This is a genomic window from Pseudomonas sp. TH31 (assembly GCF_016650815.1).
Lineage (GTDB): Bacteria > Pseudomonadota > Gammaproteobacteria > Pseudomonadales > Pseudomonadaceae > Aquipseudomonas.
Genome location: NZ_JAEKEZ010000012.1, coordinates 1 through 14,917 on the forward strand (window position 1 = coordinate 1; position 14,917 = coordinate 14,917).

At 55.0% G+C, this 14,917-nt stretch carries 9 protein-coding genes and 5 pseudogenes; 9 read left to right on the forward strand and 5 right to left on the reverse strand.

Annotation, left to right across the window (positions count from 1 at the left end):
* Positions 1–923 precede the first annotated feature (923 nt).
* Positions 924–1,364, reverse strand: a complete 441-nt coding sequence (locus JFV26_RS09355) for a hypothetical protein (protein ID WP_201191722.1) — start codon at positions 1,362–1,364, stop codon at positions 924–926.
* A gap of 416 nt (positions 1,365–1,780) precedes the next feature.
* Here JFV26_RS09355 and JFV26_RS09360 point away from each other — a divergent pair.
* From JFV26_RS09360 to JFV26_RS09395, 8 genes and pseudogenes are all read left to right on the forward strand, one after another.
* Positions 1,781–2,014, forward strand: a pseudogene (locus JFV26_RS09360) (IS66 family transposase); the annotation flags it as partial.
* A gap of 513 nt (positions 2,015–2,527) precedes the next feature.
* Complete coding sequence (ltrA, locus tag JFV26_RS09365) at positions 2,528–3,757, forward strand: group II intron reverse transcriptase/maturase (RefSeq protein ID WP_201191724.1); 1,230 nt, start codon at positions 2,528–2,530, stop codon at positions 3,755–3,757.
* Between the two features lie 82 nt (positions 3,758–3,839).
* Positions 3,840–3,971: pseudogene (locus tag JFV26_RS09370) on the forward strand (transposase domain-containing protein); the annotation flags it as partial.
* A 59-nt stretch (positions 3,972–4,030) separates the two neighbouring features.
* Positions 4,031–5,193 (forward strand): IS3 family transposase gene (locus tag JFV26_RS09375; RefSeq protein WP_201191726.1). Its coding sequence is split into 2 segments (ribosomal slippage): positions 4,031–4,286 and positions 4,286–5,193, totalling 1,164 coding nucleotides; the frame shifts between segments, so codons are not numbered across the junction.
* A 61-nt stretch (positions 5,194–5,254) separates the two neighbouring features.
* Positions 5,255–5,563: a co-regulatory protein PtrA N-terminal domain-containing protein gene (locus JFV26_RS09380; RefSeq protein ID WP_201191728.1), complete on the forward strand. Its 309-nt coding sequence runs from the start codon at positions 5,255–5,257 to the stop codon at positions 5,561–5,563.
* A gap of 435 nt (positions 5,564–5,998) precedes the next feature.
* A pseudogene (locus JFV26_RS09385) lies at positions 5,999–7,155 on the forward strand (efflux RND transporter periplasmic adaptor subunit).
* Between the two features lie 16 nt (positions 7,156–7,171).
* Positions 7,172–10,270 (forward strand): efflux RND transporter permease subunit, encoded by a 3,099-nt coding sequence (locus tag JFV26_RS09390; RefSeq protein WP_201191732.1) that lies wholly within the window; start codon positions 7,172–7,174, stop codon positions 10,268–10,270.
* A gap of 500 nt (positions 10,271–10,770) precedes the next feature.
* Complete coding sequence (locus JFV26_RS09395) at positions 10,771–11,229, forward strand: inositol monophosphatase family protein (protein ID WP_242487779.1); 459 nt, start codon at positions 10,771–10,773, stop codon at positions 11,227–11,229.
* A gap of 40 nt (positions 11,230–11,269) precedes the next feature.
* Here JFV26_RS09395 and JFV26_RS33365 read toward each other — a convergent pair.
* The 3 genes and pseudogenes from JFV26_RS33365 to JFV26_RS34755 all read right to left on the reverse strand — a co-directional run.
* A pseudogene (locus JFV26_RS33365) lies at positions 11,270–11,945 on the reverse strand (transposase); the annotation flags it as partial.
* 288 nt (positions 11,946–12,233) lie between these two features.
* Positions 12,234–13,214, reverse strand: a complete 981-nt coding sequence (locus tag JFV26_RS09405) for an IS5 family transposase (protein WP_201191736.1) — start codon at positions 13,212–13,214, stop codon at positions 12,234–12,236.
* Between the two features lie 226 nt (positions 13,215–13,440).
* Positions 13,441–13,638 (reverse strand): carbon storage regulator, encoded by a 198-nt coding sequence (locus JFV26_RS34755; RefSeq protein ID WP_201191738.1) that lies wholly within the window; start codon positions 13,636–13,638, stop codon positions 13,441–13,443.
* 611 nt (positions 13,639–14,249) lie between these two features.
* Between JFV26_RS34755 and JFV26_RS09415 the strand changes: the two are divergent.
* Positions 14,250–14,451: pseudogene (locus JFV26_RS09415) on the forward strand (IS30 family transposase); the annotation flags it as partial.
* Between the two features lie 127 nt (positions 14,452–14,578).
* Here the strand turns inward: JFV26_RS09415 and JFV26_RS33370 are convergent.
* Entirely contained in the window at positions 14,579–14,830 is a 252-nt protein-coding gene (locus tag JFV26_RS33370; RefSeq protein ID WP_242487780.1) for a carboxymuconolactone decarboxylase family protein, read from the reverse strand.
* Positions 14,831–14,917 lie beyond the last annotated feature (87 nt).

Genomic DNA, 14,917 nt, shown 5'->3' on the forward strand with positions numbered 1-14,917 from the left:
GCATACCCAGTGCGCACGTGCCGGGCAGATAGAATAGCTTCATGACAAGTAGCCGATGGTGAAAGGTCACTGCAGTTTGTCGCGTAGACGAGGCATTCTCAATCGACCAAGAAGTCTTTTGCGTAGTGGTGTCATCGAATGTCACTCGTTAAAGATCGCACCATCATGGAGCCGTGTGGTGTCGCGTAGAGCTTCCGTTTGCTCGAAGCGATGTGTTGCACAGTAAGGACCCAACGAAAGCATAGAATTTGGGGTACTGCTCATCGCGCCCGGGGAATTGCTCGCTATTTCATTTCTAAGTGGAATCATTGGTGACGATGTGTCATAACGATCACCGCATCAATTGGATCTGGAAGGCAACTGAGTAACTCGTCTTACGATTACGCGTTTGGAGAATTGTAGTTAGGTGTACGGACGATTGGTTTGAACAACCCTTTCGCAACAGCGCATCCCTCTTGTCGCGCGTTTTCAGCGAAATCGCCCGCATGGCTTCCGTATGGTATGAGGCATAGAGCCGCGATCTCGGTAGCCGATTCGCACCACCGCTCCAGCCTTCTTCATACCCACCCCCATCACTATCCGGTGCTTCGTCATCAGCCGTCGCAAATTGTGCATGAGGCTCATTAATCCGATGCGCATCGTCGCCCGCGCCAAGCCCATATAGCGCAGCGACTTGCTGTCCCGGAACAGGTCGGTGCGCGCAATACGTGCTCCACGCGCGCACCTTGTTCCAGCCTTCTTGCTGCTTCGTCAGCGGCCATATCGTGTGGTCCTTCAGACCATGCGCTTCGCAGCACCGTGGCAGCTGAACAGTGGGTCGAGTCTGCGTAGAACGGCTCGCCCTTGCGCATGGTTTCCATGAGAACCTCGGCACACTGTGAGTCGTCCACCGACCCCGGCGTACCGAATGGGAATTGAGCGACTCACGTGAACGACCTCTCGTGCTCGCTTTCGTGGACGTAAATCCACGAGATTCCCGATGGAGAGGTGTGTTCGATGCGCATGAGCGCCGAATCGATTTTCTTCTTGGTGATTCCGTCCTTGACGAGCTCGAATACCGTCAGGAAGACGTCCCCTGGAAGGGGGGTGATCGAAAGATTTATGATGCGCGATTCGGGGCTTCCAGCACGCTTCCCGTGCAGGCCCCAGAGTCGCTCCCAGTAGTCCGCCCGCCCCATGATCTGACCATCCGTGAGCACCACTCGGAACTCGCTCGCCAGTGCATCGTACAAGGGCTTGATGGCACCTTCCGACTTGGAAGACACGCCGCGTGACCACGGAAAGAAGAGATTATACCAACGGTACACCTCAGCTTCGACGAGAGCTGTCTTATCTGGTGTTTCGAGTACTTCGCTGATTGCCATCTGTGTTCTCCTTAACAAGCTAAAGGTGGCGGGTTTTGCGTTACAGACTAGAAGTCTGGATACGCATCGCCTGAACGATGCACCGCGCCTTAGTCAAGCTCCATCCTGAAATCAACGTCATTTGGTCCAGCTCAAATTATCGCTTCAATTACTTCTTACTATCTCCCGTCATTCTACCGACCCGGTCAAAAAAATAGCCTCTTGCCTGTTGGATTGCATTGAAAACTGACCAACGGTTTTTGTAGTGGCCTAATGCCCATCGGACACCCACAGGCCACGCCCGAGGACATTCGTATTCTAAAAGATCGGCGAACTTAGTTAAGCGAAGCAGAAGGCAATACGGAGCATGGCGTTATGTGCCAGTCATGCCCTGATCCCGCGCGGTCGGAGAAGTCGGTGACCTGGAACCAGATTTACGCCGCCGAATACGGCGAGAAAAAGCCCTGCCGGTGATGGACGCCTTGCATGCCTGGATGATCGCCCAGCGCCTACTTGTGCACGATGGCTCAGCTATCGCTAAAGCTTTGGATTACAGCCTCAAACGCTGGACGGTGCTGTCGCGCTATCTCGATGATGGCGTCGTACCCATTGAAAATAATTGGGCAGAGAACCAGATCCGGCCTTGGGCGTTGGGGCGCAAGAACTGGCTCTGTGTGTCACGAAGGAGGCGTCATGACGACGACATGAAAACGGCGGCATGACACTCCATGTTCCAAGATGGATGGAGGTAGGCCCTCCGGTCAGGGCGTGCAGGCGTACTGATCAAACGACCCGATGCTGCGAACATGTTCAGCATGTTGGTGGTGAGCGATTCGGGAAAAGGCAGAGAAACTACTGTCACGTAAGGCTCAGGTAGTTGAACGAAAGTGAACTGACTGATGAAGCGACGAAATCTCCACTGGTGTCAAAACGGGCTTGTATAGCCGGGCCCCGAGAAGTGCAGAGGACACCTGTCTACCGACTGCACGGCACCCGTTGTTAAGGCAGCAAGAACCTGAGTCAGGCCATTTTGGGGAACGTGAGAACCTATCCTCAGCACGTATCGAGAGAATAGGGACGGACTCATCCGTAGTAGTGACGAAGGACCTGTAATGGGGCTGGAGCGAAGGGGTGGGGATCACTTTCGTTGTGCGGGACACAACTCAAACGAGGATGACGTTTTAGTGCAGCGAAAACCATTCGAAATACCGAAATCGCTGGTGTGGATGGCGTACCAGGATGTACGCCGCAACCGTGGTGCGCCGGGCTGTGATGGTCAGACGCTCACGGACTTTGATCGGCAGCGCGATCACAACCTCTATCGCATCTGGAACCGGTTGTGCTCAGGGTCGTATTTCCCGCCACCTGTACGGGAAAAGCGCATTCCGAAAGACAATGGCAAGGAACGCATCCTTGGCATCCCAACGGTCTCTGATCGGGTAGCCCAAGGCGCAGTGAAAAGATATGTGGAGGCTGTGATCGATCCGATCTTTCATCCTGACTCGTATGGGTACAGGCCCGGAAGATCGGCCCACGATGCTTTGCGTCAATGTTCCATTCGGTGCCGTCGTAAGAACTGGGTACTGGAAGTGGATATCAGCGCGTTCTTCGACCACGTTGGGCACGACCTGATCATCAAGGCTCTGGAACATCACCAGATGCCGAAATGGGTGATCTTGTACTGTCGACGCTGGCTGCAAGCGCCGATGCAGAGTGAGACGGGGTTGCTTCAGGAACGGGGACGAGGGACCCTTCAAGGGGGTGTGATCTCGCCCTTGTTAGCCAATTTATTCCTGCATTACGCCTTTGATCGTTGGATGGACAGGACGCATCGCGGCGTGCCGTTTGAACGGTATGCCGACGATATTGTTATTCACTGCACAAGGATGAGCGAGGCTGTTCGAATCAGGGAGAGCCTGACGCGACGGATGAGTGAAGTGGGTCTGACCATCAACGAAGAAAAGTCGAAGATTGTCTACATCGACACATTCGAGCGGCACAATGTCGCGACGAGCTTCACCTTTCTTGGATATGACTTCAAGGTGCGAACCCTGAGGAACTCCAAGGGCGAACTCTTTCGTAAGTGCATGCCGGGAGCGTCGATGAAGGCGATGCGCAGGATGGTAGACACGATCAAACACTGGCGCATCCATCGATCCACTACGGATGACCTGAGGGATTTTTCTCGCAGGTACAACGCTGTGATTCGAGGATGGATCGAATACTACGGTAAGTTCTGGTACAGAAACTTCAGCTATCGATTGTGGAGCGCGTTGCAATCGCGCCTGCTCAAATGGATGAAGAGCAAGTACCGAATCTCTATACGTCAAGCGGAGCATCGGCTGCGTCTTGTTCGAAGAGAGAATCCGGAGCTGTTCTCGCATTGGTATTTACTACGTGCATCGAATGCGTGATCAAGAGCCGTATGACGGGAGACTGTCACGTACGGTTCTGTGAGCAGTCGAGGGGTGAAACTCCCTTCGGCTGACTCGACTCGCAGGATCACTGCACAGCGGAAAAACGGGCGCGGCGATCATGAGTCTGATCCAGGCTGCGCGGCTGAATGGACATGATCCGTTTGCCTATCTGAAGGAAGGGCTCACGCGGCTGTCAACGCAGCGGGTGTAGTGGTCTAATGAAACCGGACACCCATTTAGGCGAGAATACTCGCCAGATCGAGGTGTCAGATGACCAAACAACGCCGCTCCTTTACTGCTGAATTCAAACGCGAGGCTGCTGACCTCGTGCTCAAGCAAAACTACAGCTACATCGAAGCCAGCCGCTCACTCGGCATTGGTGAGTCAGCGCTGCGCCGCTGGGTTGACCAGGTTCAGAAAGAGCACCAAGGCGTCACTCCGCAGAGCAAGGCGCTGACCCCAGAGCAGCAGAAAATTCAGGAACTGGAAGCCCGGATCGCTCGGCTTGAGCGAGAAAAATCCATACTAAAAAAGGCTACCGCGCTCTTGATGTCGGAAGATCACGAGCGTTTGCGCTGATTGATCAGTTGAGTGCCCATGAGCCGGTTGATTGGCTGTGTAAGGTGTTTGAAGTCACCCGCTCGTGCTACTACGCCCAGCGCCTGCGGCGCCGCACTCCCGATGTTGAACGGCTTCGGTTGCGTAGCCGGGTCAGTGAGCTGTTCTCGCAAAGTCGCAGCGCTGCGGGCAGTCGCAGCATCCTGTCACTGATGCGTGAAGATGGTGAGCAACTCGGTCGATTCAAAGTGCGCAGTTTGATGCGTGAGCTTGATTTAGTCAGTAAACAACCCGGCTCACATGCCTATAAACGAGCGACAGTAGAAAGACTTGATATCCCGAATACCTTGAACCGTGAGTTTGATGTGCCAGCCCCCAATCAGGTCTGGTGCGGTGACATCACCTATATTTGGGCACAAGGAAAGTGGCATTACTTGGCTGTCGTTCTGGATCTCTGCACGCGCCGGATAGTGGGCTGGGCACTGTCGGAAAACCCGGACGCCGAACTCGTGATCCGAGCCCTGGATATGGCCTACGAGCAGCGTGGCAGGCCTTCGGATCTGCTGTTCCACTCGGATCAAGGGTCCCAATATGCAAGCCGGTTGTTTCGCCAGCGGTTGTGGCGATACCGCATACGCCAGAGCATGAGTCGCCGGGGAAATTGCTGGGACAATGCACCGATGGAGCGAGTGTTCCGGAGTTTGAAAACTGAATGGATACCGACCTTAGGCTACAGAACTGCGCAGGAAGCACAGCGCGACATCAGCCATTTTTTGATGCATCGGTACAACCGGATTCGGCCTCACCAATTCAACGGTGGGCTGGCGCCAGCTCGGGCCGAAGAAAAACTTAACGTCGTGTCCGGGATTAGTTGACCACTACATGATGGTATTTTAGGGTAATAAATAGCTGGTGCTATTCCGGTTCCTACCTTTCATGGGGTTGCTTGCAAAAAAAGTGAGGCAGTTTAACTTTCACTTAATCAGCATGCGCAAAAATCTTCTAACAGTAAAATTGCTGTCTACTTTAACTGAAGGGTTGTATATGTCTATTGTTAGAATTTCCTCATTGGCTATCCTGCTCATGCTGCCGATCATCTCTCAAGCTGAGGGTGGCGGTGATCGTGTTATCGAACGGTATGAAAAAATGCGAGACGCGCGAATAGCGGAGCGAGCTAAAAGTCTGAACAAAGACGAACAGCCTATCGCTGAGCAGAATGCTCAGAGAGAAGGGTCAGAAGGATAACTGTTGAACGCTCACTCTGTAGTGCCCTAATAAGATCCATGGGCGCCGCTGTTTTTGCTATGCTGATTAATAGGTGAAGTACCTGGCTCGATTAAATCTATCCGGCGTTTGCATAAGGAGTATCCCGCGCGTTTATGAGTGTCGTTCCTGGCAGTTCTGAAAATCGGAGCGACCTTTAAATTCGTTCACTAAGTCATGTCCTTCGCCAAGTAGATGGGTCTTTACGTCAACTATTTTTCAGCTATCGCAATACCTGAAAGGTGGTTCGTTTTACTGCAAAAAAACCTCAGGTCTGGTGTTACGGCATCTGCCATACGACGTGTGTATGAGGCGGATATTGCCTGGGCAAACAGTTGAAAATAAATAGTTACAGAGCCCCCATCGTGCCCCGCGCGGTAGTCCGCTGGAAGCCGGGGGCATCATTGAGGTCATTACGTGGCAAAAAGCCTGTTAGTAAAGTTCAGCCTGATTACGCTGTCGCTCGCACTAGTGGCCTGTGGCAAACCTTCTCTCAAAGAAGAAACCGGACCGCTGGCTACCGTTCGCATTGAAACCATCGAGACACAAGCATTATCGATCCACAACGAACTCAGCGGGCGAATCGCCGCACCGTGCAGCGCAGAAGTTCGGGCCCGTGTCGCGGGTGTGGTGCTGGAGCGCACGTTCCGTGAAGGCAGCGATGTAAAGAAAGGCGAGGTGCTCTTTCGTATCGACCCTGCACCGTTCAAAGCCGATCTGGACAGTGCCCAGGCTCGTCTGCGCAAGGCAGAAGCCAACGCCTTGCAGGCGCGACTGCAAGCGCAACGCTACAGCCAACTGATCGAGAGCAAAGCGATCAGCACCCAGGAGTATGACAACGCCGTCAGCGCCGACCACCAAGCCAGCGCCGACGTAACCGCCAACAAGGCAGCAGTGGAACGCGCAAAGTTGGACCTGAGTTACGCGACCATCACCGCACCGATTTCCGGTCGGATTGGTCGAGCATTGGTTACCGAAGGCGCCCTGGTAGGTCAGAGCGAAAGCACGCCCTTGGCACTGATCCAGCAAATGGATCCAATCCACGCAGACTTGACTCAGTCGATGCGCGAACTCAGCGAGTTGCGCAAGGCCTTCCGGGCCGGGCAGATGCAACCGGTTGATCGCGATCAGGTCAAGGCAACTCTGATTCAGGATGACGGCAACCTTTACCCGCTGCCGGGCAAGCTACTGTTCTCCGACATCAGTGTCGATCCAGGCACCGCCCAGGTCATTGTGCGCAGTGAGTTTCCCAACCCGGATCTTGATCTGCTCCCCGGCAGCTTTGTTCGCGTGCGCTTGGAGCAAGCGTTGAATCAGCAAGGTATTAGTGTGCCGCAACGGGCGATCCAGCGTGACAGCGCTGGCATAGCGCAGGTGCTTTTGCTGGACGCCAGTGGCCGTGTCAATCAGCGGCCGGTGCAACTGGGCCAGGTACTTAACCATCGCTGGATTGTTACCGGTGGTCTCAGACCCGGTGACCGCATTGTCATCGAAGGCCTGCAGCATGCCCGTCCCGGCGAAAAAGTGCTGGTTGACGATACCCCTCACCACTTGCCCAAATGATTGGGCAGTAGGACGGACATAGACTTTATGCCGCAATTCTTTATCGAACGCCCAGTATTCGCTTGGGTAGTCGCGCTGTTCATCCTGTTGGCCGGTGCGCTAGCCATCCCGCAACTGCCCGTGGCGCAGTACCCCAATGTCGCACCGCCTAAAGTCGAAATCCAGGCGGCGTACCCAGGTGCGTCGGCGCAGACCGTCGACGAAAGCGTCGTCAGTCTGATTGAGGAAGAACTCAACGGCGCCCATCACCTGCTGTACTTCGAATCGCAAAGCAGTCTTGGCAGCGCCACCATCACGGCGACCTTCAAACCCGGAACCGACCTGGATATGGCTCAGGTTGACGTACAGAACCGTCTCAAGGCAGTTGAGTCGCGTCTGCCGCAAGCAGTCACCCAACAAGGCCTGCAGGTGGAGAAGGTCTCGACCAGTTTCCTGCTGCTGATCACACTGACCTCTATTGATGGCTCGCTCGATAACGTGACGCTCAGCGATTACCTCGCACGCAATGTCATGAACGAAATCAAGCGACTGGAGGGTGTCGGCAAGGCCTCACTCTATGGGGCCGAACGAGCCATGCGAATATGGATCGATCCGCAGAAGCTGATCGGATTCAATCTCACGCCCGCTGATATTAACACCGCCATTGCCGAACAGAACGCCCAGGTCGCGGCAGGCAGTATCGGTGACTTGCCTAATTCCAACACCCAGGAAGTCACCGCAACCGTGTTGGTCCAAGGTCAGTTATCGACACCGCAAGAGTTTGCGGACATCGTGCTACGGGCCAATCCCGACGGCTCCGTCGTGCGCGTGGGGGATGTCGCGCGAGTCGAGATTGGCAGTCAGGAGTATCAGTTTTCCACCCGTCTCAATGGCAAGCCATCAACGGCCATTAGCGTGCAGTTGGCACCTGGGGCCAACGCTCTGGAAACCGCTGGCCTTATCAAGGCGAAGATGGATGAGCTGTCGCGCTACTTCCCGTCCGGCGTGGAATATCAGCTGCCATTCGACACCTCTCCGTTCGTCAAAGTATCGATCACCAAAGTCTTTTACACATTGCTTGAAGCGATGGTGCTGGTGTTCGCAGTGATGTTCCTGTTTCTGCAAAACATCCGCTATACCCTGATTCCAACCCTGGTGGTGCCGGTGGCGCTGATGGGCACGTTGGCTACCTTGTTGGCCCTGGGGTTCTCGATCAACGTGCTGACGATGTTCGGTATGGTTCTGGCCATCGGCATTTTGGTTGACGATGCCATTGTGGTGGTCGAAAACGTCGAGCGGATCATGGCCAATGAAGGCCTGTCGCCCATTGAGGCGACACGCAAGGCCATGCACCAGATCACTGGTGCCATTGTCGGTATCACCCTGGTGCTGGTTGCGGTGTTTATCCCGATGGCATTCATGCCGGGCACGGTGGGCGTGATCTACCAGCAGTTCTCCCTGTCGATGGCGACCTCGATTCTGTTCTCCGCGTTTCTCGCCCTGACCCTGACGCCAGCCCTTTGCGCCACTCTGCTCAAACCCATTGCCAAAGGCGAGCACTATGCAAAAGCGGGTTTCTTTGTCTGGTTCAATAAACGCTTTGAGCAATTGACCACTCGTTATGAAGGTTGGGTGGTCTATGCGTTGAAACGCAGTGGTCGTTACTTGGTGATCTATGGTGTGCTGCTGATCGGTTTGGTGATTTGCTTCAGTCGACTGCCCACGTCGTTCCTGCCGGTCGAAGACCAGGGCTATACCATCACCGACATCCAACTGCCGCCTGGTGCGAGCAGGAACCGCACGGTACAAGTGGTGGAGCAGATTGAAGGGCACAACGCCACGGAGCCTGGAGTTGCGGACAGCACCATCATTCTGGGCTACAGTTTTTCCGGCAGTGGCCAGAACGCAGCGCTGGCATTCAGCACACTCAAGGATTGGTCTGAGCGTGGCATCGATGATTCAGCCGCCTCCATCGCCGACCGTGGCACCGGCGCGTTTGGTCAGATCAAGGACGCCGTAGCTTATTCTGTCCTGCCTCCTCCAGTGGACGGCCTGGGGAATTCCAGTGGTTTCGAATTCCGCTTGCAAGACCGTGGCGGTTTGGGCCACAAAACCTTGATGCAGGCACGTACAGCGTTACTCGACGCCGCCGAGAAGAGCCCGGTGCTGATGAACGTACGCGAAAGTGCCTTGGCCGAAGCGCCGCAAGTGCAACTGATCGTTGACCGCAGGCAAGCCAATGCTATGGGCGTTTCGTTTGCCGATATCAGTAGCGTGCTGTCCACCGCTGTGGGGTCTGCCTACATCAACGACTTTCCCAACCAGGGACGGATGCAACGTGTTGTAGTTCAGGCCGAAGGCGATCAGCGCAGCCAGGTAGCTGACCTGCTGAAAATACACGTACGCAACAACAGCAGAGAAATGGTAGCGCTGACAGAGTTCGTGCAGGCCAGGTGGACGCTGGGGCCCACTCAGTTGACGCGTTACAACGGATACCCGGCTATCAGCATTTCCGGTGAGCCGGCACTAGGCTACAGCTCTGGAGAAGCCATGGAAGAAATCGAACGGCTGGTTGCCCAAGGTCCGGTAGGGCTGGGGCATGAATGGACGGGGCTATCACTGCAGGAACGGTTGTCAGGCAACCAGGCACCGCTGCTGTTGGGGTTGTCGTTGTTGATCGTGTTCCTGTGTCTGGCTGCGCTCTATGAAAGCTGGTCAATCCCGACCTCGGTCCTGCTTGTGGTGCCGCTGGGTATACTGGGGGCAGTACTGGCAGTGACCCTGCGCGACATGCCCAACGATGTATTTTTTAAGGTCGGCCTGGTCACCATCATTGGTCTGTCGGCGAAGAATGCAATTCTCATCATTGAGTTTGCCAAGCGACTGCATGACGAGGGGCACGACCTGATCGACGCCACGGTGCAAGCTGCACGCCTGCGATTGCGACCGATTGTCATGACCTCGCTGGCATTCATCCTCGGTGTGGTGCCATTGGCGATAGCCACCGGTGCCAGCTCCGCGAGTCAGCAGGCTATCGGTACAGGGGTGATCGGCGGGATGGTCAGCGCAACGCTCGCGGTCGTGTTTGTTCCAGTGTTCTTTGTAGTGGTGATGAAGCTGGTCCGTAAGTGCAATAAGAAACGCTAAGCAACAACCTATCGATCATTGCGACGCAATGATCGATGGGAAGAGCTGTATGCCTGCACTTTTCTCCGGATTCGTCGTGTTTTTCCTTACACTGCGCTCGCCACTCCCCAGCTTTTGGCTTGTGCGCTCCGCCCCGCCCGCGGCCACTGCCTGCTTAGCGTAGTTCGGTTTTGGACATGCTACCGTGCTGCCAGAGTTAGGTGGCCGCCGCGTCGTCGATGATGAGTGCGGTACCTCAAAGGGCGGACCGGCGTCGCACCGGCCTCTATACTCCAGAGGCATGCCCCGCCCATCGCCTCCCGCTCGCATTGATTGCCGAGCGGCTTTACCTCGAGCCGAGGATCAGCATGTCCGCCATCCCTTTGTCGCAGTTGCTGCCTCAGGTCATCATCCTAGAGCTGTGTGCCGGCGAGTTCTTAGCCACAGAATGGCTGTGCGCCGGCGGGCCACGGGGATAGGGCGATAAAGCTGATATTGACCTGGGAAATCGAGCGTTTTTTTTGCCCCTGCTTTTGATGCTGTTGGTCGCGGATTTCTGGGGCGAGGAAACCGGCCATTCCCTGAGCGGCCAGTCATGGTGTTGGGGGATTGATCCAAATGACGGCACCGCCGATTTCTTGAGCGGGGTGATGGGCTCGGCAATTTCCGTCGGTCTGTTGCAGGGTACAATACCGGTCCTTGGCGTGGTCTACGCACCGATGACGGCGCGGGGACCGGACTGGATCGTCGGTGCCCAAGGCCTGTCCGGTCTGGTCCGAAATAGGCATCCGCTGCACATCGATCTCTCTCGGCAAGCGCTCACCGCAGACAGTGCGGTGATGGTCAGTGCTCAGGCACTCAACAAACCGCAGCTGAATGCGGCGTTGTGCGCGCCGGTGCTTGCCTACCGACTGGCCCGAGTCGCCGCAGGTGATGGGTGTGTGGCGTGTCCCGGTGGCCGGTGTCGGTGCGCGATGTGATGGCGGGGCACGCGTTGCTGCGGCTTTCCAACGTAGTGTTGCTAGATGAGAGGGCAGGCCGTTGCGGGCTGCGAACGAGTGTGGTCACCGGTTGTAAACCGATCTGCCGAGCAAACAGGGGTGTCTGTTCGGCGGTGTACGCCGAGCCGTTGTCGCTTAACCTTTGCACCTGCGTGGCGGGCAGTTGATCACCAAAGCGCTTCTCCACGATTTCCAGCATCAAATCGTGGATATCATCGCCGCTGTCCCCGGTCGGGCTCGCGACCCAGCCGATTGCTTGATTCGAACCGTTAATTGCGAGCGCACCACACTGAGACTTTCGCTGACCAGCCTCACTGGTCGTCCCCTCGCAACAAGGTGAGTGCGCAGTCCATATTGCGACTGGGTGATCTCCACAGCCTCTTTGAGGATTTTTGCTTCCATCGTTTTCTTGCCCAGCATTCGTTGCAGTTCACGGATCTACTTGAGCGTATCACTCAGCTCGGAGGCGGGCACCACGGCTTCGCCAGCACAGACCGCAGACAGGCTGCCGTCCTGGTACAGCTTGCACCACAGGAACAGCTGATTGGCATTGACGCCGTTCTCCGGGCTACCAGCGAAACGCTTTGTCCTGGCTCAAGGCTCTCGCGAACCATCGCCAGTTTTTGCTCCAGGCTCCAGCGGCGCTGCCGCTCCTGGCCTAAAAGCTCCCCACTCTTATCGTTGCTGTTAGTCATAAACATAGCCATTTGCCTATCCCTTATCGTAAGGGGGAAACGGTGTCCTGTCTTTCACGGGGCTCGTCCACAGCCCAAGAAGCGCACCGAGACATCAGCCGTTATCTGACGCATCGGTACAATTCCATCAATTCAACGGTGGGCTGGCGCCGGCTCAGGCTTAGGGAAACTCCGATCATCTCGCGGTGAGCGTGCTGTTAGTCGAAACGAAAACGACTTTCAGCGTTGCTTAGCGCAGAAAGGCCCGTCCGCACTGCTTCGTCGGGCTGTTCAGCCCCGCTCCCCGCGTTACACGCGTAACTCGCCCATACCCATCAGCTGTTTTCGAGCCATACAAAGGTTCGACAGAGCAAACAGCGTGGTCAGTTGAGCAGTGTTTCTCATCAGCCCACGAAAGCACACCTTCACATAACCAAACTGTCGCTTGATCACTCGGAAAGGGTGTTCGACCTTGGCCCGTGTCTGGGCTTTGCAGTACTCGATCTTGCGCTTGGCCTTGTAGAGCTGGCTGTGTTTATTCAGTCGTGAATAAGTGCTACGTCGCGCCGTGATCTGCCAGATCACTTCACGATTTTCGTGCTCATCACGCTTCTCGACGCCGGTGTACTCCGCGTCGGTATAGACCGCGTTTTCATCGCCATGCAACAGTTCGGCAACCTGCGTGACATCGGCCACATTCGCGGCTGTGCCGTGGACGTGGTGTACCATCCCCGAGTCCACATCGGCGCCGATATGGGTCTTCATTTCAAAGTAGTATTGGTTACCTTTTTTGGTCTGATGCATCTCAGGATCACGCTTGCCGTCTTCGTTTTTGGTTGAGCAGGGCGCATGAATAATCGTGGCATCGACGATGGTGCCCTGGCGGAGGGGCAGACCTTTTTCCTGTAAATAACCGTTGATGACAGCCAGGATCGCAGGCGCCAATTTATGCTTCTCCAGCAAGTGCCGGAAGTTCATGACCGTGGTGTCTTCAGGGATCGGCGCGCTTAATGTAAGAAGGGCGAACTGACGCATGGGAGTGATTTCATATAGCGCTTCTTCCATGGCCGGGTCGCTCAGCAAGAACCAGTTTTGCAGCAGATGGATGCGTAACATGGTCTCCAGCGGATACGGTGTACGGCCACCACCAGCCTTCGGATAATACGGCTCGATCAACCCCAGCAAACTACTCCAGAGCACCACCTGATCCATTTCGGCAAGGAAGCGTTCACGGCGGGTTTGCTTGCGCTTGCCGGGGTATTCAAAGTCGGAAAAGCGCATCTGGCTCATGCGTGGCTCGGGTCAGGTGGTGAAGGTGTATTTCAGCATACTTGAGGACTTGTTCGGAGTTTCCCTAAGCAACGCTGAAAGTCGTTTTCGTTTCGACTAACAGCACGCTCACCGCGAGTTGAGCGGAGTTTCCTTGGAAAAAGCTTAACGTCGTATCCTTGATTAGTTGACCACTACAATACTTATAAGCGCGATCTGAAAATAACGTGATGAGGTGTGACAATTATTACGACTGGTTAAACACCTTGGATGTGGCACCATTGTGGGACTTGTTCCAGTCATAGTGCTCGCAACGAAGTACCCTGACCTCCATAGGCGCACATATTTTAAGCCTTACTTGTGCCTCATCTACGCTTAACACAGTGATCGTGATATTTTCATCAATGCGTAGTTGTTTATTCGTGGTACGGCTGATTATCAGCATAATCCATTTCCTTGGGTGTAGCAGTCCATAATTATTTACCGAGCTGATCAGGACCTCGGTCCTTTCATCGCTCAATCCGAATTGTATTGATCGACATTACAAACTTTCGCGTTAAGGATGGTCTGAAGTAGCCATGTGTTTCTGGCTGACTTCTCGGCCACCGCGGATTTTGACAGTGGCGAGTCGATCCAAAATGCTCAGATCACTCACTCATTCCTATCTTTTTAGCCGCTGCGAGCACCTCGCAGCGGCTATTCCCCACATTACAGGCGCACCTCTCCTGCATTGTTCAGTAAATGTTCGCGGGCCATCCACAGATTCGACAGCGCAAACAGCGTCACCCACAATTGCTAATACAAAATCAACAATCCGCCCTGGGTCAAATTTCAATCGGCAGGGTGGCTAAATCAGCGCTAACACTCCCACCGTTTCATAAGCATCATCTCGCCGAAGAACGTGATCAAAGAGTACTGTCTTTATGACTTATCCTACAGAGCCAAAAACTGGAAAAATGACTAGGACATGTTGGTTGAATGAGCCCCATGAAAGACAGGACACCGTTTCCCTCTTACGATAAGGGATAGGCAAACGGTAAATTAGATGGACAGCCCGGTCATGAACACATTGCGCGCAAGAGCCGTTGTCGGGGGTATTTTGCTGACCCATATGCATCCTGCCAACGCGGTATGAATGAAAACACCAACGGCCTGCTCCGCCAGTATTTCCCCAAGGGCAACGACTTCAGCAAGCTGACCGTTGCCGCCGTCAACCGAGTGGTCACAGATCAATTTACGCCCGCGCAAGCGCTTGGGCTCCTATAGTTTCGAGAATTTAGACAAAATCGTAAACAGACTCTTAGAGCTTCATACCCACCGCCAGCTGGTTAAAGGCATTCATCAAGGCCGCTGCCAAAGTCAGATCGCATCGGAGACGTGTGCTTTCAACGGCTCATATAACTCGTCTGGCGCGCCATTTTCGCTGATGTAGGTGAGTGAGTGTCTGCCATGCCATGCCATGCCATGCCAGCGCGCTCGCGGTCGTTAAACAGTTCACTGATTCGCCAGCCTGCGAGGCAATCCAGCTTCTCTTGCTGGACCTCACATTCGCGCAGGGTCTGCGAATGCTTGCCCAGGCAGAAAGCGCAGCCGTTGATCTCCGAGATACGCAAATACACCAGTTCAAGCAGCAGCAAGCCTAGCGGGCTCGCGGCCAGCGCCGTGTTGGTGGCGAGCAGGCTTGGTAAGCCGCAGGCGACAGGGAAGGCAATGGCAGCCTAAGT

What these genes read in the sequence shown, in the direction of transcription:
- JFV26_RS09355 (WP_201191722.1), bottom strand. Translation starts at nt 1,364, where the DNA reads ATGGCAATCAGCGAAGTACTCGAAACACCAGATAAGACAGCTCTCGTC.
- JFV26_RS09380 (WP_201191728.1), top strand. Translation starts at nt 5,255, where the DNA reads ATGGGGTTGCTTGCAAAAAAAGTGAGGCAGTTTAACTTTCACTTAATC.
- JFV26_RS09390 (WP_201191732.1), top strand. Translation starts at nt 7,172, where the DNA reads ATGCCGCAATTCTTTATCGAACGCCCAGTATTCGCTTGGGTAGTCGCG.
- JFV26_RS09405 (WP_201191736.1), bottom strand. Translation starts at nt 13,214, where the DNA reads ATGAGCCAGATGCGCTTTTCCGACTTTGAATACCCCGGCAAGCGCAAG.
- JFV26_RS34755 (WP_201191738.1), bottom strand. Translation starts at nt 13,638, where the DNA reads ATGCTGATAATCAGCCGTACCACGAATAAACAACTACGCATTGATGAA.